The sequence below is a fragment of the Sutcliffiella horikoshii genome, from assembly GCF_008180725.1.
GTDB classification, from domain to species: Bacteria; Bacillota; Bacilli; order Bacillales; family Bacillaceae_I; genus Sutcliffiella_A; species Sutcliffiella_A horikoshii_B.
Genome location: NZ_VTEV01000007.1, coordinates 85,981 through 107,916, shown reverse-complemented (window position 1 = coordinate 107,916; position 21,936 = coordinate 85,981). Strand labels below are relative to the sequence as shown.

The window sequence follows — 21,936 nt, the reverse complement described above, 5'->3', positions numbered from 1 at the left end:
GGCATTTGGATGATGGTTTTTTCAAATACTGCACAAGAAATAAGAGGCTTGTACACACTTACTTGGAAATAAAAACTCCTGTCCAGGAGCTTTTATCTCTTTAATACGATAAAGAGTTTCTACACTTTAATCAAAACACATTTAATCATACTTAGCAATTTATTCCTTTATTGTTACACCGTAATGAGTAAACCATACATGAATTTGTGCAAGGTGAGCTAACAGTTGAGGACCAGTCATCAGCTGTCCAAACCAAGGTACCTCAAATGCTTTACCTTCTGATGATACGATTTCTTTCAGTTTCTTTTTATCCATAAATTCAAGTAATGGACTGTTAGAATCTTCCAGTATTTCTTCTAGCCAACCTCTAACCATTTTCGTATAAACCGGGTGATGGGTTTTAGGGTAGGGACTTTTCTTCCTGTAAAGCACTTCATCAGGTAGTATGCCTTCCAAAGCCTTCCTTAAGATTCCCTTTTCCCTGTTGCCGTGCATCTTCATTTCCCACGGGATATTCCAGACATACTCCACCAAACGGTGATCAGCAAAGGGAACACGAACTTCTAAGCTTGCACCCATGCTCATTCTATCCTTGCGGTCAAGAAGTGTTGTCATGAACCAAATCATATTTAAATAGAACAACTCGCGTCTACGCGCTTCTATCAGACTCTCACCTTCAAGTCTAGGCGTTTCCGTTACCGTTTCTTCAAATTTAGAAGTAATATATTCATCTAGTTTCAGTTTCCTTCTCCATTCCGGTCGAAGCAGCTCCATTCTGGCTTGAGTGGATCGCATCCAAGGGAAGTTACTTGATGCAAGATCTTCTGGTCTGTGGAACCATGGGTATCCCCCAAAGATTTCATCTGCACATTCCCCAGAGAGACTCACTACATAATTTTGTTTGATTTCCCTGCAGAACCATAGTAAGGAAGAGTCTATATCCGCCATTCCAGGTTGATCTCTTACTAGCACCGCTTCTTTTAAATACGCTGCAAGGTTGGTTTGTGAGATAATGGAACGGTGATGAACGGTACCAAAGGTTTCCGTCATTTTCCTGATCCATTTCTCATCGGAATTTGGTTGAAATTCGTTTGCTTTAAAGTACTTTTCATTTTCCTCATAATCGATGGAATAAGTATTTAATGGCGGCTTGCCTTCACTCTTAAAAGCATTTGCTGCAATTGCTGTTATGGCACTAGAATCCAAGCCTCCAGATAAAAATGTACAGACCGGCACATCTGATACTAGTTGTCTTGTAACAGCATCTGTGAACAAATAGCGCACTTTATCCACGGTTTCCTCGAAACTATCCGTATGCGGCCTGCTTTTCACATTCCAGTACCGCTTGATTTTTAGACCTTCCTTTTTACTCATAATCATTAAATGCGCAGGGCGGAGCTCCTTGATTTGATGAAAAAGTCCATGGCCGGGAGAACGAGAAGGACCAAGTCCGAAGATTTCTGCCAATCCATCGTACCCAACTTCACTTGAGACTTCCGGATGGGCCAGAAGTGCTTTCAGTTCAGAACCAAAAAGCAACGTCCCCTCCCCTTGATGAAAAAATAATGGTTTCACACCAAGTCTGTCTCGTGCAATGAACAATTTTTCTTCTTTTTCATCCCAAATAGCAAATGCAAAAATTCCATTTAAATGATGGACACACTCTTCTTTCCATTCCATATAGGCTGTCAGTAAAACTTCTGTGTCAGAATGTCCTCTAAAACCATAGCCTCTCTTCATCAATTCTTTTCTAATATCTTCAGTGTTATAAAGCTCACCGTTATAGCAGATGGTATAGTTATTCTCCGCTTTATTCCTTGTCATTGGCTGCTTACCGCCTTCAAGGTCAACAACAGCTAAACGTTTATGGCCAAATCCCACATGACGGTCCATCCAAATATTTGTATCATCTGGCCCACGTAAAGATAATGTTTCCGCCATCTTTTTTACTATATCTTTCTGATCTTTGATATCTTTCTTCCAATCTATCCATCCAGCGATACCACACATATTGTCCATCCACTCCTTTTGCTTTAAGCAAACTACGGGTGTTCTATACTATGCCGGGAGTGCTTATACCATGAATTCCAGAAACACTTTCACTTTTTTTCCTTGTCAGTCCTCCTTTCAATATTCCTTTGAAAAGTGGGTAAAGTAATAAAAAAGCATCTAGTTTAAAGGCACCCCAACTAGGGAAGAATGGCAGACACAAAGGTTTACACCTACAAAACTTGTTGACTAATGGAGGATACGACTGTGAATCTTCAAAAACGGAAAAACATCATTTACGAACAGAAACGCTCCTATACATGCGGTACAATTGAAAATATAAACGAACAATGGATATTTTTTGAAGCCGAAGACGATGAAGCATTTCTTTTAGAAGAGATATCAGAAGAAGGCATAGAGATACTTTTTTCAAACGAATGGGTACCTGGCGTGTTATTAGAAAACGGTCAGGTTGTATTACATACCAAACATTTATATGAATTAAACAATGGAGATGCCGTGCGTGTGCGTAAAAGACTTCCTCAGCCCTATATGGAATGGCTAGAAGAACTGTCCGAGGATGCCTTTACAAAGTTCACCACTTTGTTGAACAACTCCAATATCTCCATCTATGATTGTATCTATTGCTACAACACCATGCAGTTCATGGATAATATTAAGGAGCCATCAGGAGTAAATTTTCTTGTTTATGATAATGAAACATTTATATGTTCCGTTCAACATCACTTTTCAAGAGGAAAATCAGTTACCGACCGATTTGAATACACCCTGCAAACCGGCAAAAGATACATGTTCACTAATATGGAACGCAGAAAAGCTGAATAAAATAAAAAAGCTTGAATCCCTTATTTAAAAAGGATTCAAGCTTTTAATTTGCAAATTATACACTCATTGGCAGGCTGAAGCCTAAGTGGAGAATGTATGCCAATACAACCACAAAAAGAACCCAAACCACAACGGTGGATTTCCCTTTTCTAGTACGAACTGAAATCATTTCCATCAAACCGATTACGATAATACCAAGTACCATTTTCAAGACATATTGGCCATTTGTAATCCAACCCCAACCAAGTTGCAAGCCTGTCACAACGATCAAGATGTAGAACACTCTGAGTACCATCGCTGTTATCTTAGCACCTTTTTCTTTCCCTGCTTTTGTTAAAAAAAGTACTACGACAAATAGAATAAGTGCGATTGCCCAAGTTGAAATATGCGCGTGTGTCATCTCTACTAACCTCCTTTATTTCACTCAAAACTACTAGTATCATACCATAGAGACAGAAAAAAACTAAGTAAATTACCTTAATATAAGATTTTGAATATTATCAATGATATAATACCTTTGTAAACCATTACATTCAATAATGGAGGTACTTCATTTATGACAACTAAAACACACGATATCATCAGCATGACAGAAAAATTTGGCGCCAATAATTATCACCCACTTCCAATTGTGATTTCCAAGGCACAAGGAGTATGGGTGGAAGACCCGGAAGGCAATAAATACATGGACATGTTAAGTGCCTATTCCGCAGTCAACCAAGGGCACCGTCACCCCAAAATTATTCAAGCGTTAAAAGATCAAGCAGATAAAATTACCTTAACATCCCGCGCTTTCCATAACGACCAACTTGGTCCTTGGTATGAGAAAATGGCAGAGGTAACAAAGAAAAACATGGTGTTACCAATGAATACAGGAGCCGAAGCTGTAGAAACTGCAGTAAAGGCTGTTCGTCGCTGGGCTTATGATGTGAAAGGTGTGCCAGCTAACCAAGCAGAAATCATCGTTTGTGAAGATAATTTCCATGGTCGTACCATGACAGCTGTATCCATGTCTTCTAGTGAAGAGTATCAACAAGGTTTCGGTCCGATGCTCCCTGGTATTAAGGTGATTCCTTATGGCAGTATCGAAGCACTTAAAGGTGCGATCACACCGAACACTGCTGCTTTCATCTTTGAACCAATCCAAGGTGAAGCCGGAATCAATATACCAGCTGAAGGGTTCCTCTCAGAAGCTTATGAGGTTTGTAAGGCTAATAATGTTTTATATGTGGCAGATGAAATCCAAGCTGGTCTTGGTCGCTCTGGGAAACTATTCGCTTGTGACTGGGAGAATGTAGAGCCTGATATGTACATATTAGGTAAAGCGCTTGGCGGAGGAGTATTCCCTATTTCCTGCGTGGCAGCAAACAAAGATATCCTTGGTGTGTTCAATCCAGGATCGCACGGCTCCACTTTTGGAGGAAATCCGTTAGCTTGTGCAGTTTCCATGGCAGCATTAGAAGTATTAGAAGAAGAAAAATTGGTAGAACGTTCTTATGACTTAGGTAACTATATGATGGAAGAGTTACGTACCATTAAAAACCCTATTATCAAAGAAGTTCGCGGCCGTGGCCTCTTTATAGGAGTAGAATTGACGGAAGCAGCTCGTCCTTACTGCGAAAAGCTGAAAGAAGAAGGATTGCTTTGCAAGGAAACGCATGAGACGGTAATCCGTTTTGCACCGCCACTAGTTATCTCAAAAGAAGATTTAGATTGGGCTATAGAAAAAGTGAAGCAAGTACTATCATAATGAAAAAGCTTTCTGCTAGGATGCACTAAATCTAGCAGGAAGCTTTTTTCCTTATATCATAGATATGTTACTTGACTGTATTTCTTAAAATACCAATTTTCTCAATGCAGACTTCTATCACATCTTCCCCTGTTAAAAAACGGGGTGGATCAAACCCTTTCCCAACCCCAGCAGGAGTTCCGGTCGCTATAATATCTCCCGGCTCTAACGTCATCCCTTTAGAAATAGTTGCTATTATTTCAGGTATGGAAAAAATCATTTGTTCTGTGGAAGCAAATTGACGGACTTCCCCGTTCACCATGGTTTTCATCTTCAAGCATTGTGGTTCATCTATCGCCGATTTATGCACAATGACTGGTCCCATTGGGCAAGTTCCATCCAGACTTTTACCTAGAAAGAATTGTTTATGACGCTTTTGCAAGTCTCTAGCCGTTACATCATTCACAATTGTGTAGCCAAAGATATAATCCATTGCATCATCTTTAGGTATACCTCTTCCACCTTTTCCCATTACTATTGCCAATTCCCCCTCATAGTCCAATTGGCCGGTTACATCTTCGTGTAAAGGAATGATGTCTTCGTGGCCAATTACGGTAGTGGGAACTTTCGTAAATATCATTATATGTTCAGGAATATCCTCTTCACTACCCATCTCCAATACATGTTCACGGTAATTTTTTCCTACACAAAAAATGTTCTTTTTAGGCCTTTGAATTGGCGCAATCAGCCTGACCTCTTTGATAGGGATAAAGTAATCCTTGGAATTACGTTGTGTGAATACCCAGTCTCGCAGACTAGCAACAGTACGGACAAATTCTTCTCCAGCCTCTATTCCTTCCAATAGAGTTGAAGGCCAAATACTTTCCTCTCTTTTATCTGAATGCGCCTTTTGAAGATCTATAATATATAGTTGTGCTTCGTCGGTTAGTCCAATTCTAACTTCTCCGTTAACTTCCATAGATAATAAATGCACTCGTCTACTCACCCTTCCCTCTACAAATACAGTAATTATGTAGTAATTTGTTATATTATGACTTGTTTTATCGAAGTGCTTTTTTTCTCGTAAAAGCCGTGCCATAATAAGGACAACCGCTTGCGTTAGTTAATCTTATTATAATGGAGTAGAAGCAAATGTTAGCCTTAAAAATTGAATTAAAACGACAGCAAATGATTCATTGCGCAAAAGAATTCGGATTTACTGCATCCCAAACGGTGAAATGCAGCCAAGAACTCGATGTTCTATTAAATAAACAGTCGCAACAACAATTACGGTTATTGAAAAACCAAAATAAATATTCCTTTGCACAATGAAAAAGATGTGAAGCATATGCTCACATCTTTTTAAATTTCGGATTATTACCATAGGTACCTGCTCTCCATAACCACTCCATCGGACCATAATGGAAGTTAGCCACCCAGACTCTGCTAATAATGATTTGGAAGATATAAATACCAAGAACAAGCCATAGACCATAAAACGGAGTAAAGGATCCATACAACCCCAGCCCATAACTGTAGAAGATAAGCGAGCAAACAACCGATTGAAATAAATAGTTTGTTAAACTCATTTTTCCAACGTACTGAAACGGGGACAATAATCTTAAACCCAACCCAGTTCTAGTTGCCAAAACGATAGATAAAAAGTAGAAAACTGCACTTGCAGGCCCACCTATCCCGTCCTGTAAGTATTCTGTTGTGTAATTTTGAACCGTGTAATATGGTAGTAATTTAAATATAATTGCCAATACAAAAGTTGAGATCCAAAGCTTTTTCATCCAGGAGATGTTTTCCTCCACATTTTCCAGCCACTTGGATTTTGCTGCTGCAGCTCCAAACAGGAACATTGGCAGAACCGACAAGACAATAAAGAAAAAGTTCGCGATATTGACGAAAGACCAATCCGAAATTCGCTGTTTCGTAATCTCCATAAATGTTCCATTCGCATATACTTGTAAAGATTGAGCAGCATTTGCCTCAAATGGGGAATAAAGGTCTGTTTCCCCCATCGTTAAAGTCACGACAAGCATTAATAATGACAACAGTGCTGTCGGAATGACAATAAGAAACAGCCCCGTCCAAACCATCGCTTTAGATGACATCTTCCTCATAAACAATAAGAGAAAACCACATAATGCGTAGGTAATGAGAATGTCCCCATGCCAAATCAAAAAGGCATGTATGACGCCTATCACCAACAATACGACTAGTCTTCTTGAGAAATATTTCGGTACGGAGAGGTTTTTCTCTGCTACTCTCGTTGTGAAAATAATAAAGCCATACCCAAACAAAAATGAAAAGAGGGTATAAAAGCTTGCTTGGGCAATGATATCCACTCCATTCATCACTAATATGTCCCTTGTATCAGTCCAATACGTTTTTATATTTACATAAAGCATTGGGGCAAAAAATGAAGGCATGTTCACTAGAAAAATACCTAATATTGCAATCCCCCTTATTATATCTAATGCTACTATTCTCTCTTTTTCTTGTATGGGTGCCGCTTGCATCCAGATTCCTCCCTTTTCGTTCTTTCATAAAGAATATTATAGCTCTTTTTCCTTTATATTCCTATCACCAAATCCTCTTTTCCTTTTTCAGTTTCCACTCACCATACAGGGCTAATATCATAGGATATACCATAAGCGCACAGTAAAGGAGTTAACGTTATGCCAGCAATCGTCGGAGCTGTAAATGTTAACAGCATCGGTAACTCCGGGGTCTTTCATATAGGGGATGTTTTTCAAATGTCTCCAGTCAGTTCCGCCAAAACATTCGCAGGAGCCGGAAGTTTTAACACCGGAGACAATATATCTGTAAGCAACACCAATAGCCAGACCAACACCTATGATCAAGACGTCAATGATCAGCCGGTGGCATTGAATATGTAAATTGAAAAGTGGAGGGACGCACATGGCTTCCAATTTTTTTATTAATCAAAGTATTGTCATCCACCATTTAAAAATAGGAGGTATATCAAACTCCTCCGTTTTCCAAATCGGCAGCGCAGGAGTAATTAAATCTTTATCCAACTTGTATAATACTGGTGATTTTACCGGACCAGCACCAGTCAGCAGTGCCGAGATAGCGCAAGGCATACAAAGCGAAACACCTCCAAGTGCATCTGAAATATTTGTACCTTTAACTGGTTCAAACTAAATTGACATTCTGGGCATTCACCCATTTTCCATGTTTGCATAAAGTATTAGAGATGATTCTAATAGCACTTCAACAGCAACCAATGAAAGGGGTGGTCGAATGTATAATAATTATCAGTATTTTTATCAATCTCAGCAACAGATCCAGCAACTACAACAAGTAGTGGAAAATCAAACGAAGCAGATCTCCACCCTCGAGGAACTGGTGAAACTTATGCAACAGGAAATCGCCCAATTAAAAGAAAAGCCAAGTATGAATATTGAACGGATTGAGTATAAATTTGATCAGCTAAAGGTGGAAACATTAGAAGGCACACTGAATATCGGCTTGACACCTGGGTCACCTGGAGAAATTGAAGACTTTGTCGTAACCCAAAACAACTTGGAGGTTCCTGTTCCACAACGAAATCAAAATATAGCCAAAGGGATAGAAGCAGATCTGCGGGAATATCTGAATAAGAACGGAAAAGCAAAAATTGATCAGATAGCCAAACAGCAAGGCAGAACGCTTGAAAAACACTATCATGATTTCATGATCCAAGATGTAAACAATCAACTAGCTTCACGTGTGAATCACACATTAAATGCGATTACGGCAGAAGCTGTTCAAAAGGGTTACAATGATGAAAAGATTAAGGAAATAGCCATTCAACAGCTTCAAGCTGATATGGATAAAGCTTTTGCTGCCTTTATCCAAACTCTTCCTCAAAAAAAATAAATGCGTGGTGTTCATAGATGAATTTCCAAGTTTCAAATCATAATTTGCAAGTAGACAAAATCGATATTCTTGGAGTATCTTCCTCTTCTATCTTCCTAGTGGGGGATACTCAGAATATTTGCTTGACCTCTTATTTCGATACGCCCCCTGAAGCATTGATAATAGGACCATTTGTACCGCTTTCAACGGAATAAGCCATGCGAATTTCTAGAGTGAACGATATTAATTTGCACTCCTTGTCTTTCAGCTCCTATTTTCATATTGGGGATTCGTATTATATCAATGCCAAATCAAGAGCTCTTGCTGTGAAAAGAGAGTTTCCTCGGTTTTATGGTAATGAGGGGAATTTCTCTGAGTATCCGATATTCTCCATGCAATCCCCGACTCCTGTTTTAACGGAGCGGGTAAACATGTCGGTAAATAATGTGAACCCAAATATTTGTGTCAATACCATAAAGATAAAAGGGGTTTCATCCTCCTCTGTCTTACAGATTGGTTCATCCCAGACGATTTGTGCGGAGTCAAGGGTTAAGCATATTAGGCAGCTTTTAGGACCAGATGTACACAAATCCAAGGGATTACCAGACACTTCTATCAAAAGTGAGGATGAATAAGCGTATCTTCACCTTTTAGGTCATACATCATATAGTATAAGTATCATAAAAACATGGGTGGGTTCATTGTTTAAGCTGTATAATTAGATGAGTGTGCGCACCCAAAAAACAAAAAGGATGTTCTACATGCCAGCTATCGTAGGTCCGGTTGCCATTAACAGCGTAGGTGGAGGCGTCATCAACTTTGGAGATTCCTTCTACATCTCCCCTAAATCAGCCTCCAAGACTGCAGGGGGATCCGGTGGATTTAACACCGGTAACTTCATCATCACCAACAACGGTCTATCTGCCACCAACAACATCGACCCTGACTTCAATGACCAGGATATTGTGGCGAATAACTAAAGGAAAAAAAGAAAGAAAAGGGGTCAGACCCCTCTAGGACTTTACCCTTCGACCCCGAAATACCACAAAATCCGTGCCAACGCAAGTGGCACGGATTTTGGTTTTTAACGTTTTTGTTTTCGTTCGTTTGATTTTTTGGTTAGTGGTATTTTGGATGATGGCTGTTTTTGGATCCATTTGATGAAGGATGCTATCTTTGGGTCATCTTTTAAAAGAAGAACGGTATTCATTCGGATAGCAAGCTCTTCGTTCGTATAAAGGGCATGTATTTGTTTATGACATGGAATACAAAGATTAGCCGTTGGCAGGAAGGTCCCTCCCATTTCTTTAGGGGTGAGATGATGGACCGTTATTTCCACCCCTTCTCTTTCACAAAGCTCACAAGTACCAATGTCCCATTTTTTCTTTTTACCCATTACAGCTTGCACCTCCTCCAATCAAAGTCAATACCCGTGCACACTTTCACCTTACCCCAATACCCATTCAACCATCATAAATTTTCTAACGTCACAACAGAACCGCTACCAGAAACCTTTGCAGGGGTGACCACCAGTCGTCTAGGCAAACGTGCTCGTAGCTCTTGTACGTGGGAGATAACCCCAACTGCAAGATGGTCGGACTGAAGTTTTTCCAATGCTGTGACTACCGCATCCAAAAGCTCTGAATCAAGCGTCCCAAAGCCCTCATCAAGGAAGAAGAACTGCAGTGGATATTCTCCTCTTAACTGAATTTGAGCGGAAAGGGACAATGCAAGTGCCAGGGATGTAAGGAATGTTTCACCACCAGACAGAGTGGAGACAGGTCTCCTTACACCACCATTAGCATCGTCACGAATAATAAAGCCTCCATTTGAATCCATTTCCAGGGCATACCGCTGACGTGTAAGTTGTCCTAACCTTTCAGAAGCATCCCTGCTTATTTGAAGCAACTGCTCTTCTGCCAAGTATTCAACAAAACTGTTTCCTTTAAAGACACTCTGAAGCTTTTGATATGCTTGAGTCTCTTCCGTTAGCTTTGTCTTCTTTTCCTCGAGAACCCTAAACCTTTCATTCCGTTCTTTTAGAGAAAGGAGATTTTGTTGAAGCGCACTCTTTCTTTCAATTTCATCACGCAATTCCTTGCGAGCAAACTGAAGTTGATCTCGGAATTTCTCCCATACCTCTTCTTCTAAAATTTCTGTACCAATCAATGCATTTAAACGGAAAAGGTCCTTCTCAACGCCCTTTCTTTCCTCCCAGTACTGTTCTATTTGCTCTTTCCAAACCGCTTTAGATTTTATATGAACAATCGCTCTTTCTACATCATCAGTAGCTGTAAACACGGACTTGTCAAGTTCAAGTTTCCATTTTTCTGTAATGAGAGAAAGGCGGGACTCCGATTCCCTTACCATCTGTTCACTATGTGAAGCAGCTTTTTCTCTTTCTTGAGCATGCTGCTGGGATTCTACCCATTGTTGGTAGTTTTCCCTTTCCTTCTTATTTAAGCACTCCACTTCATACTCAACACGCTTCCGTTCATCCTGAATATAATTCTCTCCAGCAATGGACTTTATTTCTTCTTGCGTATCTTTTATTAAATTAAGAACCTGTTCTAACTGCAGTTCCTCTTGGTAAATGTTTTTTTCAATCTCTCGCTTCTTTTCTTGTGTTACTTTTAATTCTTTCTCTTTTGATTCAATAAAATCCACACTTGTATTTATTCTTTCCTGCAGGTCCACTCGGTGTTTTTCATTTTCTTTGGCAGCTTGGTAGGTGATTTCGATTTCTTCAAAAGCTTCTTCTTCGAAATCTCTCTCCCACTTGTTGTTCTTTTCTAACAACTCCTGTTTCGTACTTTCAAGCCGCTTCCTCCATTCTTCAAGCTGTTCCATATAGCTAGAAGCAAGCTTTACTGTTTCCTTGAAAGTCCCTTTCCACGTTTGGAGGTAATTGTCCACCTTCTCTTTCTTCTCTTGCAACTGTATGAGGTCTTGAATTAACGCCTTTTGTTCTGTTGAAATTCTATGGTATTTTTCAGCAAGCAGACCTGCTGTGTCCTTTGACTCGTTCCATTCCTTGTCCCACAGGTCCCATTTTTCAACCGATTCATTTGGAGACGGCAAATCTTTTTCCCCTTCAAGTTCTCGATGAAGCTCAGAAGCTATTTGCTCTAATTTAAGCTTAATTTTCAGGTTTTCCTGTTTTTGAAAAGAAATCGCAGAAGGAAGTTTTCCTAACCCGTTTTCCTCTTTGCTGCTTGCAACTTCCCTATGAGCTTGATGAGAAGCTAGACCGGGATGATCTGTAGAACCACAAACAGGGCATGCGTCTCCGTCTTCAAGAGATTTGGCCAACTCCAATGCCAATTGATGAATCTTTGCATTATCTGCAAGCTTTTGTTCCGCCTTTAAAAACTGTTCAAGCTGTCGTTCAAGCCAATCAAGCTGTTGTGCCATTTTGGATGCTTGATCATAGTGTTTCTCTGTACTTTGGAAAATTTCTAAAAGATTTTCTTTTCCCTTATTTAGATTCGCTTCTGCTTTTTGGTTGTCAGCCTGGAAGGAAGAGATTTTGTTTTGTAACGAGTCTACTTCTGCTCCATTTTCCTTCATTTTTTTCTCAATGAGCAGTATCTCTTGTTTCTTGTCAAATGCTTTCTGAAGTAATTCTAAACGGGCAGGTGCAAACGCAAGAGAGGCAAGCTCATCTTTTATTGTCTTTTGCTTGTTTACTGCCTTGGTATACAATTCCTTTGCCTTTTCTTCCTGGCTGTGTAGTTTAGAAAATACTTCTTTATTAGAAACCAAAGAACGTTTGAGTTCTTCCATTTTGGGCTTATGGGAAGTCAATCCCTCTTCAAGGTTTCTCGCACGCTCTAATTTTTCTTTCTTTGCGAGCAGCACAGGTAATTCTGTTTCTTTCTTCACTCTAGTTGCTTCATACGTTCTCAAGGCTTTATCCAACGCTTCTTTTGCAGATTCATTGGCCGTTTGGTTGAGATTATTTCTGTGTTTCCACTGAAACAAGGCTTTTTCTACCTCTTTCAGATCTTCCAACAGAGGCTTTAAGCTCTCCGCCTGTTCCGCCAATGTAAAGGAAGTTTCCAGCTCCTTTATCGAAGCCTCTTGCAATAAAAATGAATGAAGCTTTTTTTCTACCTGTGCCTTTTCAAGCTGCCTCTCCCACTGTTTCTTTTTCTGCTCAAAAGCATGCTCCATCTCTTGAAGGGCTTTTTCTGAACTTTTAACGAGTGTCTCTACTTCCTTGAACGCTTTTTCTGCTTCTTTTACCGCCTCATCAGTTGCTTCGCCCAACCCTAACTGCTCAGCATGTATTTCTCCTAACAGCCTTGTTTTTTCTTGCAGCTCTTCCTTTATTTTTCTGGAAAGCTGATCGCCGTATTTTTCTAACTGGAAAAGGCGTTGGAGCATTTGTCTTCTGTCTGCACCTTTAAGCGACAGAAATTCGGCAAATTTACCTTGTGGCAACACAACCGCTCTGGTGAAGTCGTCAATGGTCAGTCCAAGTATCTCTTGAATGGCCTGATTCACTTCACTTGCTTTATCCGCTAATACGATATGCTCGTCTTCCATTACTTCCGTCAATCTTGATATCCCTGATTTAACACGGATGTCATCCGTCCTTTTAAACGTCCTTTCCACTTTAAAACGCTGCTTCCCCTTTGCATTTTCTAGTTCAAATAAAAAGGAAACCTCTAACTGATTTTCAGCATGATTCATAATTCCCTGTGTATTATTGGAGGCACGTTCTACTTTTCCATACAGAGCAAGCGTCATCCCGTCCAGTATGGAAGATTTTCCGCTTCCGGTTGGTCCAAAAATTCCAAATACGCCACCCTCACAAAGCGATTCAAAGTCAATTATTTGTTTTTCACGGAAGCTGTGAAGCCCTGCGATCGTCAATGTGATTGGTTTCATACTTGTTCCTCCTTCAACGTTTCATCTTGCAATAAGGAGAGAAATAACCGGACTAAATCTTCCTCGGGTTTGGCTCCTCCTGATTGTTTTTCATAAAACCTAACAAACAGCTCTTCAATGGGAACGCTGTCCATCTTCATTGCTTTCCTCTCTTCGACCATTTCTGGAAAAATGGGACGTATATGGAGGATGCCATCGTGATGTTTTCTGATTCGGTGAATTTCTTCCATGGATAATGCATTGGTGACATGTATTTCAAGATCTACCCATGCATTGCTATCCTTCTTATTTTCGAGCCACTCATACACTTGTTGAACTCCCTCTGTTGCCTTCCATTTCACAAGCGGCTTTCCGCTAGAAAGATAGATTTCTTTCGTTTCCACTGCTTCACCAGGCTTTGCATCTATAATGGTTACACTTTTCGTGTATCCAGCCTCTGAAAAACTATAAGCAAGCGGTGAGCCAGAGTATCTGGCTGCCGTTTTGGCACGCTTAATGGTTTGAGGGCGATGCAAGTGGCCTAGTGCAACATATTGAGCTTGGTGTGGCAAGCTTTCTGCTGCAACCGTAAATGCTCCCCCTACTTCAATTGGACGTTCCGAATCAGAAGAATTTCCGCCGGCAACAAAAAGATGGCTCATGGCAATATTGACAGAGGACTCGGTAAACTGTTCACACATCTTATCAAAAAACTGACGAATTCTAGCATCATAATGGTCCCTGATAGCCTTTTCCTCAAATTCTTCGGAAAGCACTTCGTTTAACCTGGACTCTGATGGGTATGGCAAAGAAGCGAGTTTCAACGTTTCTTCCGTCGTGGGGACATAGATTGTCTGAACGTCCATTGTGGGGTAGCCTAGCAAGGAGATATTTTGCGAGCTTGCAAGAGGTCTTGATGCAGAAAGACGGTCTGGATTATCATGGTTCCCTGCAATGACAGCAACTGGCCTCTTACCACTGTTGGATAACTGTTGAAGCGATTCATAGAAAAGTACTTCCGCCTGGGCCGGGGGATTGACCGTGTCATAGACATCTCCTGCCATCAGTACCACGTCTACTTTTTCTGCTTCTACAATTTGCAGAAGTTCTTCTAAAAACTGTGCCTGCTCTGGCAAACGACTTCTTCCTTCTAACGTTTTTCCCAAGTGCCAGTCGGCAGTATGAAGTATGCGCATCTTTATTCTTCCCTTCCAAGAAAGTGGCTCAAGCAACAACATTTGCCACCTGAGCCACTCTTTATTTTAATCCATTTTCACTAATCGATTTCCATCAAAGAAATATAAATATTTCTCTTTTAATTCTTTCTTCCAAATTTCTTCAACGGCTTTCCCGTACAAGGCTACTTGGTCTTTATAACGTTTTCGAAGAACTGGTTCCGCTTCCTCAAAGCCGTTACCAAATCTACCAGTGATGGTATCCGTTTTGTAGTCGATTAGAACAAGCCCCGCCTCATCTTCTAAAAGGCAATCAATGACACCCTGCACCAGAATGGTCTCTCCTTTTAGTTCTTTTTGCTCGAAAAACTCATTTTCTTGCAACGCAAAACTGAATGGGACCTCCCTGTGAACATATTGCGCCTCTAGCATGCGCTTCCCGACAGGAGTAGAAAAGAAAGATACGATTGCGTCAAAATCAATGACGTTTGCCTGTTCTGCTGTGATAAGCTCATTTTGAACCATACCCATGACCTGTGCCTGTACATAATCCCGATCGATAACTTCAGCCACAAGGTTTATATTTTGCATCACAGCGTGCATCGCTGTTCCAATTTCTGAAGGAGTCAGTTTTTTCTTTTGTAAGAAGGCTGGGCGATCAAGGAAATACCTTTTTTGTGTTTGAACAAGCGTATTGTCTGCGTATGGATCCTGCTGTTCTCTCATTCTTTTTATCTCTGAGACAGATTGCTTCGAGCGATGAATGCTTGCCTCTTTATATGGATAGGTCCAATTCAGTTGTTCCACTACTTTCGCCTTATAAGGACTTTCGATATCAACCTGTTTCCCTTGCTTCACGTAATTTAGAAGTAGGTTTTCTTCTTCTTTTTCAGCTTCTATCTCCTGTATCAACTGTTCTACGTTGGTGACGGATATCTTCCATGAAGTCGGATGATTGGCGATCTCCTCTTGGATAACAACGGACGCACCTTCTTCTCTCAATCCTTGTGCATCCTTGTGTCGCACAAGGGCAGGGCCAACCCAGTCCATATACGATTTCGCACCTGCTCTTACATAGTCAGGTAACAGCCAATTTTCATGTGAGACATGTTCCCCCCACTGCAATTGAGATTTTTCAAAGTCCTTTACCGTTCCGACTAGGTATAATTTTTCCTTTGCCCTCGTGAGAGCTACGTATAATACACGCATTTCCTCTGCTATCAGCTGGGCCTTGGCTTTTCGCTTCAAGGCCAACTGTAGTATCGTTGGATAGGTGATTCGAAGTTTTGCATTTACATATTTTGAACCAAACCCAAGCTCTTTATCTAGCAAATAACTGTTGTTAAGATCCATCATATTGAACTGTCTGGACAGGCCTGCAACAAACACAATCGGAAACTCAAGTCCCTTACTGGAGTGAATAGTCATCAGCCTGACAACATCCTCTTGCTCCCCAAGCGCTCTTGCAGCACCAAGGTCTTCTCCCCGTTCTTGCATTCTTTCAATAAAACGTAAGAAACGGAACAAACCGCGGAAAGAGGTGGATTCATATTGTCTGGCACGGTCATACAGTGCTCGCAAGTTTGCTTGACGCTGTTTACCACCTGGCATTCCTCCAACAAAATCAAAGAAGTGAGTGTCCTGATAAATCTGCCAAATTAACTCGGACAATGCTCCTTCACGGGCAGCTGTACGCCATGATTGAAGCATTTGATAGAATAAGCGGATCCTTTTAGCTAATTCTTGTTCCTCCATAGTATCAGGGGACTTGTCCATAAATGCCATTAACGCTTCGTAATAGGAGCCTTTTTTTTGTTGAATACGAATGGTTGCCAAATCGTTGGAATCAAGACCGACAATCGGTGACCTCAATACAGAAGCCAACGGAACATCTTGATATGGGTTATCAATAATCTTCAATAACGATAAAAGGATGGCCACTTCTGTTGCTTCGAAATATCCCGTGCTCAAGTTTGCATATAACGGCAAACCTTCCTGCTTAAACTCCTCCATAAATTGAGGAGCCCAGGGCATGGACCGCATAAGAATCACAAAATCTCGGTAAGTGACAGGGCGCATCATTTTTCTGTCTTTATCATAAATTTCATACCCAGACTGAATTAGATGCTTTATTTTCTGAGCAATCATTTTCGCTTCCACTTGAGCCGTTTCAAGTTCCACTTTATCAAATCCAGCGGAATTATTTTCAGTTTCAGACTCGGAAAGTTCTTCCTCATCTCCTGACACAGAAGCGCTTCGATTTATTATCAATAGTTCCGATTCTCGGTCCGAAGCTTCTGGATAATAGGCTGCCCCAAACTTTAATTCCGCATCGTCGTCATAGTCAATTTCTCCAACTGTCTCTCCCATGATTTGTTTAAAGATAAAGTTAGTGGCATCAAGGACTTCCGGACGCGAGCGAAAGTTTTTATTCAAATCAATCCGAAGGCCAGAAACTCTTCCTTCCGTATCAAACCGTTTGTATTTGCTTAAGAACAGGAAAGGTTCCGCTAATCGGAATCTGTAAATGGATTGCTTCACGTCCCCTACCATAAACATATTTCCAGCATCTTCACTTTCCTTCGTAACAAGCTTCAGAATCGCTTCTTGAACCATATTTGTATCCTGATATTCATCCACCATTACCTCTTTAAAAGTGGATTGATAACGGAGGGCCGCTTCAGAACGAGTTAATTTTCCTTCGTTAAAAGTGGTGAGCACATCTAAACAAAGGTGCTCTAAGTCGGAAAAGTCTACCAATCCTTTATCTTGTTTTAAGAGGCTAAATTCTTTCCCATATTTCTTAACTAAATCAACAAGTGTACCCATCACAGGTGCTAGCTCTTCGAGATCTTTCAGAAAAGAATCGGGACGTCGGGAAAACAATTCATCTTTAATTCCTTGTACCATTGCTTTTGCATCATTACGTACCTTGGTCCATCTTTCTATCAACTCTTTATCATATTCATCTCCACGGCAGGTTTTAGCCCTGGAGAAATCAAGTTCCTGCATAACTGCATACAAGTCTTCCCATGATATGTCGAGGGCAGCTTGAAGTCTGTGAAGTTGAGTCAAATCTTGTTCGATATTCTCAGCACGCGGAGCAGGCCCACCAGGCTTTAGCGTAATTTCCATCGCTTTTTCCAACAAGCTTTCCGCGCCTAGAAACTGCAGCTTCATTTCACGTTTCAATGTATGGATGAAAGGCAAGTCATCAATAGAATACTTGCTGGTAGACTGATAGAAAGAAACAATCTCATCCAGCCATTTATCAGGGCTGGGATTGGCCCTCGAAAACTCATGAAGATCCAGTACAAGGTTTTGCAAAGCTCCATCAGAACGATCATTTGTGTAGCGGTCGACCAATTCAAAAAATAAGTCGTTGTCTTCCTTTCCGTACTCTTCTTCAAAGACGCCCTCAAGAACCTCCTCCTGCATCAATTGAATTTCCGTTGTATCGGCAATACGGAAACTTGGGTCAATGTCGATCAAGTAATAGTATTTTCTTACTACCTCAAGACAAAAAGAGTGAATCGTAGATATGGATGCTCGGTTCAATAAACTTAGCTGTCGGCGCAAATGAAGCGATGCCGGCTTATTCTCTAACTGTTTTTCCAATGCTTCGCCAATTCTGTGGCGCATTTCTGCAGCTGACGCATTGGTAAACGTTACGACAAGCAGCCTGTCCACGTCTACATGTTCCTCAACAATCTTATGAATCATCCGTTCAACAAGAACAGCGGTTTTACCTGACCCAGCAGCTGCTGCTACGAGTATATCTCTCCCAGAGGCGACAATGGCTTTCCACTGATCATCTGTCCACTGGGCATCTGTTGGTTTTGGAAGAAGCTCCATGCTCATGATTCCTCTCCCCCTTCTATCTTCGTTTTCATCGAGGAAATGACCTCATTTTTAGGTATCGTTGACAGCACTCTATATTCATTTTCATCAAGCGATGTATCAAATTGACAAAACGATTTATAGGAACAAAACGTACATGGTGTTTGATTCTTTAATTTGTAAGGAGCTATGCTTGTCTCGCCTTCAGATATTTTCATGCCAATCTCTTCAAACGTTTTTCTAACATACGTTCTCAGCTGAGTGAATTCCTCCTCACTTGCAATCGAAGAGTTAGCTTGAAATCCACCATTCTTTTTTAATGCAGCAGACACTATTTTGGAGTGCCCGGTCTCTAGCGTCTGATCCATCAGCTTAACAGATTCCTCATCACCTAAAAGAAGGCCTTTCATTTTGAAGCTCTTAAAAATTTCCTCTTCTATGATGTCCTCCTGTTTCATTCCATTTGTTTTAATCATGGGATTATGAACATGGAAATACAGAACGCCTGCAGGAGTAGCTTCATTTCCTAGCCAGCCTTTGGAATGAGAAATGACAATATCCAAATAGGTCAGCATCTGTAATGCCAAGCCATAATAAACCTCTGTCAGGTCAAGCGCTTTGTTGCTGGATTTATAATCAATGATACGAAGCAATAAGCCGTTGCTTCCCTCTGCTTTATCAACGCGATCTATTCGGCCTATAAGCTCCATTGTCACACCATTTGGCAAGTTGATTTGAATCGGCGGCAACTCTTCCTGTTTGCCAAAACCAAGTTCCAAGCCAACAGGGGTAAATTTGCTCGCTCTAGAATGATCGCTTAGAATTTGCGATGCTCTGGTGATGATGGTTTCAAGCTTGCGTTTAATGTAGTGAAAACGATTAGAGCTTAGTAGGATTTCTCCTTGCAGCTTTGGTGCAAGAATATGAACAGCTTTTTTTGCCAGCACCTCACACTCCTGTTTCGTGAGGTTTTTCCAATCGTTTCCGCTTTGCCTTAACTTATCCGAAATATGCTTAAGTGCTGCATGAAAGAGCTGACCGATATCCGGTGCTTCCAATCGGTAAATTTTTCTTTCCTTCAGCTTTAAACCATGTGAAGCGAAATGGGAAAAAGCACACGCACTGAATTTCTCCATCCTCGACACACTGGCTTCCATGAAATTTCCGTATAACTCACGACTAACCTTTTGCTTTAATTTCTTGGCTTCATTTTTATAAAATAAACTTCGTAAGACATGTTCCGTTTTATCCTGCCATTCTTCATTTTCTAACAGTGTATTGTACACATCCCACCAGATTGGTTCGACGGGGTATTTCTTCATCCACGCTTGAAGCTGTACTGCCAAGTTGGATAGCGTGGTCGATGGGGTGTGGATATACTGTAGCTGTTCCTCGTTTGACAGCTCTGCAGGTTCATTAAGCAACAACTTCTCCTCAAGCAAAGGAAACATTTCCTTGATTCGCTTGATATAAGAAGAGGGCAACAACGTTTTCCCTTCTTCGTCTGCCAGTGCATAGCTTATATACAAGCGTTGAGAAGGGCTTAAGAATGACGTATAAACAAGGAAATGTTCATCAAGCAGCCGCTCTAAACTTGTCGGTGCAAGCTCCATTCCGTAGTTTGACAGAAGTTCTCTTTCCTCTTCAGATATAAACCCTTCATCCTTGATCTTGGCAGGGATCACCCCATCATTTACACCAATCACAAAACTGTGCTTAATATCGGTCAGGCGCGAGAGATTAAAGTTCGCAACGATAACCTGATCAATGGCTGGTGGCACCAGGCTAAATCGCAGGCTTTCCAATCCACTTTCGACCATTTTCATAAACATGGATAACGAAATTGGATGGCCTCCTATCAGTTCGACCATCTGATCAAGCATTTGAATAATCGACTTCCACACTTGCTCGTTTTCTTTTGCAGCAGAAAGATTGCCTTCTTCCTCGGCCTTTTTCATTCTTGCTTCCAGTTTTTGCGGAATCTTCAAATCTTCCATATATTCATAGAGCGCCTTGCAATAGCCATCAATGGACTTTGCTTTTTTCCAGCGTTTTTCAAGCATATGAATCGGCTCAACGATCATCGCTCTTAATTCATTGATTTCCTTTTCATAGGCAATCTCTTCATCTGTTTGTACGTATGGACCTTCTGTATCCACACTAAAGAAGCGACGATATTTCCACGGCTCAGTCGCAGTCCATCTATTCCCTTGTATCCCATAGGACAGGCAATAGTTTTCCAACTTATCCGTCTTTTCGCGCATCACATTAATATCATGATCTAATGAGTAAAAGAAATCCGTCTTTACACAACGAAAAACAGATTCATAGCGCCAGTTTCTTGAAATTACCTCAAGACTAGACCGGAGCAATTCCACCAACGGGTGATGGAGCATTGTTCGCTTTTGATCGACGAAAAACGGGATGTCATAATCTTTAAAAACGGTATTGATCAAATCAATGTAAGATTCGGCATTTCTAACTATCACCGCTATATCTTTATAACGGTTACCCTTATCTCTGACAAGCGAGACTATCTCCCTTGCGATGCCTTCCATTTCTGCTCTGCGATTGACTGCTTGTAAAATAGATACGTCGGCATTTTCTTGATAGACGACTGTTGGACGAACATCAAAATACTGTTCCATATGACGCAAGGAATCAGCGTGTTTGAAGCGTGGTGTGCCTTTTAAAAGCACTGGCTCTTCTAGTTTGCAACCCTCTTCTAATGCGATATCTTTAAGCTTTTGATAGGTCGTTCCGGTCTCCCTGAAAAGATGAAGATCATATGGTGCTTCTTCGTCATATTGCTTATCTGCTGTCAAAGCAATCGTGACCGAGTTTGCATGTTTCATTAAAGCCTTCAAGACTTCTAATTCCTGAGGGGTAAAACTATGAAAGCCATCAATGAAAATATCTGCTTTTTGGATATAGTTTGAAGCCGGTATTTTTTCCGCCAATAGCTGTAAGTAATCTTCGCCATCCAGATATTTTCCTTCCAGCGTTTCTTCTAGCTGACGATAGACTACAAGTATGTCTGTCAGCTTTTTAGCCAGCATTTTTTCATGCTCAGAAATCGAGACATCTTCTCCAATCCGGACGATTTTTTCATGTAAAAGTTCTGGAGTGACGCAATAACGTTTAAACTCTGTAATCATGCTTTCCATTTGTTCAATGAATCCGAACTGCTCTGCAGACTTCCCAAATACATGGAACTTACTTTTATGTTCTTCAATCACCTTCCGAAGCAACATATGGATACCTGTCTGATCAATATGAAAACGGCTGATACCGCCAACTTCCTGTAAAATTCTCCATGCAAGACGAGTAAAGCTGAATACTTGTGCCCGAATCATTCCCTTCACATCAGGTGATTGCACGATTCGATATTCTGATTGAAAAGTCATCTGTTCCGGCACAAGGTAGACAACAGGCGGACCTTGTGGATCTTCTTTAAGCATTTGAAGAATTTGTTCATTGCACCAGGTTGTTTTCCCGCTGCCTGTTCTTCCTATTAAAAATCGTATAGACACAAGCTATCCCCCATTTTCTCCATTCCAAAAAATAATACGTACTTATGTTCTTCTTATTCTATTGTACTGAAAAACT

Annotated in this window: 18 protein-coding genes; 9 read left to right on the top strand and 9 right to left on the bottom strand. The window is 40.8% G+C overall.

Translation table 11 applies throughout. From position 1 onward, the window contains the following. Positions 1-159: 159 nt before the first annotated feature. Positions 160-2,010 carry an asparagine synthase (glutamine-hydrolyzing) gene (gene asnB / locus FZC76_RS17360; RefSeq protein WP_148989561.1) on the bottom strand — a complete coding sequence of 617 codons (1,851 nt, stop codon included), beginning with the start codon at positions 2,008-2,010 and terminating at the stop codon, positions 160-162. Between the two features lie 246 nt (positions 2,011-2,256). Here asnB and FZC76_RS17355 point away from each other — a divergent pair, with 246 nt between their 5' ends. After that, positions 2,257-2,835 carry a DUF2777 family protein gene (locus tag FZC76_RS17355; RefSeq protein WP_187442129.1) on the top strand — a complete coding sequence of 193 codons (579 nt, stop codon included), beginning with the start codon at positions 2,257-2,259 and terminating at the stop codon, positions 2,833-2,835. 55 nt (positions 2,836-2,890) lie between these two features. On the opposite strand, the gene FZC76_RS17350 is transcribed toward FZC76_RS17355, so the two are convergent. Then, on the bottom strand, positions 2,891-3,235 hold the full coding sequence (locus FZC76_RS17350; RefSeq protein WP_148989436.1) for a DUF1516 family protein: 345 nt from the start codon (positions 3,233-3,235) through the stop codon (positions 2,891-2,893). A 156-nt stretch (positions 3,236-3,391) separates the two neighbouring features. Between FZC76_RS17350 and FZC76_RS17345 the strand changes: the two genes are divergently transcribed. Next, entirely contained in the window at positions 3,392-4,585 is a 1,194-nt protein-coding gene (locus FZC76_RS17345) for an ornithine--oxo-acid transaminase (protein WP_148989435.1), read from the top strand. A 67-nt stretch (positions 4,586-4,652) separates the two neighbouring features. Here the strand turns inward: FZC76_RS17345 and FZC76_RS17340 are convergent, their stop codons facing one another. Beyond that, positions 4,653-5,558, bottom strand: coding sequence for a fumarylacetoacetate hydrolase family protein (locus FZC76_RS17340; protein ID WP_262372693.1), 906 nt, complete (start codon positions 5,556-5,558; stop codon positions 4,653-4,655). A gap of 158 nt (positions 5,559-5,716) precedes the next feature. On the opposite strand from FZC76_RS17340, the gene FZC76_RS17335 reads away from it, so the two are divergent. Continuing rightward, positions 5,717-5,896, top strand: coding sequence for an aspartyl-phosphate phosphatase Spo0E family protein (locus FZC76_RS17335; protein WP_148989434.1), 180 nt, complete (start codon positions 5,717-5,719; stop codon positions 5,894-5,896). 20 nt (positions 5,897-5,916) lie between these two features. On the opposite strand, the gene FZC76_RS17330 is transcribed toward FZC76_RS17335, so the two are convergent. Continuing rightward, positions 5,917-7,092, bottom strand: a complete 1,176-nt coding sequence (locus FZC76_RS17330) for a DUF418 domain-containing protein (RefSeq protein WP_148989433.1) — start codon at positions 7,090-7,092, stop codon at positions 5,917-5,919. Positions 7,093-7,251: 159 nt separating this feature from the next. Between FZC76_RS17330 and FZC76_RS17325 the strand changes: the two genes are divergently transcribed. The 6 genes from FZC76_RS17325 (at position 7,252) to FZC76_RS17300 (ending at position 9,417) form a co-directional block, all read left to right on the top strand. Then, a complete protein-coding gene (locus FZC76_RS17325; protein WP_148989432.1) occupies positions 7,252-7,473 on the top strand; it encodes a spore germination protein in 222 nt (73 codons plus the stop codon). Positions 7,474-7,495: 22 nt separating this feature from the next. Continuing rightward, entirely contained in the window at positions 7,496-7,741 is a 246-nt protein-coding gene (locus FZC76_RS17320) for a spore germination protein GerPB (RefSeq protein WP_148989431.1), read from the top strand. Between the two features lie 99 nt (positions 7,742-7,840). Next, positions 7,841-8,458, top strand: a complete 618-nt coding sequence (gerPC, locus tag FZC76_RS17315) for a spore germination protein GerPC (RefSeq protein WP_148989430.1) — start codon at positions 7,841-7,843, stop codon at positions 8,456-8,458. Between the two features lie 17 nt (positions 8,459-8,475). Beyond that, the gene (locus FZC76_RS17310) at positions 8,476-8,652 is read left to right on the top strand and encodes a spore gernimation protein GerPD (RefSeq protein ID WP_148989429.1); all 177 of its coding nucleotides are present in this window, start codon (positions 8,476-8,478) and stop codon (positions 8,650-8,652) included. Between the two features lie 3 nt (positions 8,653-8,655). Next, positions 8,656-9,072 carry a spore germination protein GerPE gene (locus FZC76_RS17305; protein WP_148989428.1) on the top strand — a complete coding sequence of 139 codons (417 nt, stop codon included), beginning with the start codon at positions 8,656-8,658 and terminating at the stop codon, positions 9,070-9,072. Between the two features lie 126 nt (positions 9,073-9,198). Continuing rightward, complete coding sequence (locus FZC76_RS17300; protein WP_148989427.1) at positions 9,199-9,417, top strand: spore germination protein; 219 nt, start codon at positions 9,199-9,201, stop codon at positions 9,415-9,417. A 104-nt stretch (positions 9,418-9,521) separates the two neighbouring features. Here FZC76_RS17300 and FZC76_RS17295 read toward each other — a convergent pair whose 3' ends face one another. The 5 genes from FZC76_RS17295 to addB all read right to left on the bottom strand — a co-directional run bounded on the left by FZC76_RS17295 (position 9,522) and on the right by addB (position 21,860). Next, positions 9,522-9,833, bottom strand: coding sequence for an HNH endonuclease (locus FZC76_RS17295; protein ID WP_148989426.1), 312 nt, complete (start codon positions 9,831-9,833; stop codon positions 9,522-9,524). A 74-nt stretch (positions 9,834-9,907) separates the two neighbouring features. Next, positions 9,908-13,333: an SbcC/MukB-like Walker B domain-containing protein gene (locus FZC76_RS17290; protein ID WP_148989425.1), complete on the bottom strand. Its 3,426-nt coding sequence runs from the start codon at positions 13,331-13,333 to the stop codon at positions 9,908-9,910. Further along, positions 13,330-14,508: an exonuclease subunit SbcD gene (gene sbcD, locus FZC76_RS17285; RefSeq protein ID WP_148989424.1), complete on the bottom strand. Its 1,179-nt coding sequence runs from the start codon at positions 14,506-14,508 to the stop codon at positions 13,330-13,332. Before sbcD ends, FZC76_RS17290 begins: the two co-directional genes overlap by 4 nt. Before the next feature lie 66 nt (positions 14,509-14,574). After that, complete coding sequence (gene addA, locus FZC76_RS17280; RefSeq protein ID WP_148989423.1) at positions 14,575-18,348, bottom strand: helicase-exonuclease AddAB subunit AddA; 3,774 nt, start codon at positions 18,346-18,348, stop codon at positions 14,575-14,577. Further along, complete coding sequence (gene addB, locus FZC76_RS17275; RefSeq protein WP_148989422.1) at positions 18,345-21,860, bottom strand: helicase-exonuclease AddAB subunit AddB; 3,516 nt, start codon at positions 21,858-21,860, stop codon at positions 18,345-18,347. Before addB ends, addA begins: the two co-directional genes overlap by 4 nt. Positions 21,861-21,936: the final 76 nt, after the last annotated feature.

Bases quoted from the DNA above. Each gene is read 5' to 3' on its own strand.
- asnB (WP_148989561.1), bottom strand. From the start codon at position 2,010: ATGTGTGGTATCGCTGGATGGATAGATTGGAAGAAAGATATCAAAGAT.
- FZC76_RS17350 (WP_148989436.1), bottom strand. From the start codon at position 3,235: ATGACACACGCGCATATTTCAACTTGGGCAATCGCACTTATTCTATTT.
- FZC76_RS17345 (WP_148989435.1), top strand. From the start codon at position 3,392: ATGACAACTAAAACACACGATATCATCAGCATGACAGAAAAATTTGGC.
- FZC76_RS17335 (WP_148989434.1), top strand. From the start codon at position 5,717: ATGTTAGCCTTAAAAATTGAATTAAAACGACAGCAAATGATTCATTGC.
- FZC76_RS17330 (WP_148989433.1), bottom strand. From the start codon at position 7,092: ATGCAAGCGGCACCCATACAAGAAAAAGAGAGAATAGTAGCATTAGAT.
- FZC76_RS17325 (WP_148989432.1), top strand. From the start codon at position 7,252: ATGCCAGCAATCGTCGGAGCTGTAAATGTTAACAGCATCGGTAACTCC.
- FZC76_RS17320 (WP_148989431.1), top strand. From the start codon at position 7,496: ATGGCTTCCAATTTTTTTATTAATCAAAGTATTGTCATCCACCATTTA.
- gerPC (WP_148989430.1), top strand. From the start codon at position 7,841: ATGTATAATAATTATCAGTATTTTTATCAATCTCAGCAACAGATCCAG.
- FZC76_RS17310 (WP_148989429.1), top strand. From the start codon at position 8,476: ATGAATTTCCAAGTTTCAAATCATAATTTGCAAGTAGACAAAATCGAT.
- FZC76_RS17305 (WP_148989428.1), top strand. From the start codon at position 8,656: ATGCGAATTTCTAGAGTGAACGATATTAATTTGCACTCCTTGTCTTTC.
- FZC76_RS17300 (WP_148989427.1), top strand. From the start codon at position 9,199: ATGCCAGCTATCGTAGGTCCGGTTGCCATTAACAGCGTAGGTGGAGGC.
- FZC76_RS17295 (WP_148989426.1), bottom strand. From the start codon at position 9,833: ATGGGTAAAAAGAAAAAATGGGACATTGGTACTTGTGAGCTTTGTGAA.
- FZC76_RS17290 (WP_148989425.1), bottom strand. From the start codon at position 13,333: ATGAAACCAATCACATTGACGATCGCAGGGCTTCACAGCTTCCGTGAA.
- sbcD (WP_148989424.1), bottom strand. From the start codon at position 14,508: ATGCGCATACTTCATACTGCCGACTGGCACTTGGGAAAAACGTTAGAA.
- addA (WP_148989423.1), bottom strand. From the start codon at position 18,348: ATGAGCATGGAGCTTCTTCCAAAACCAACAGATGCCCAGTGGACAGAT.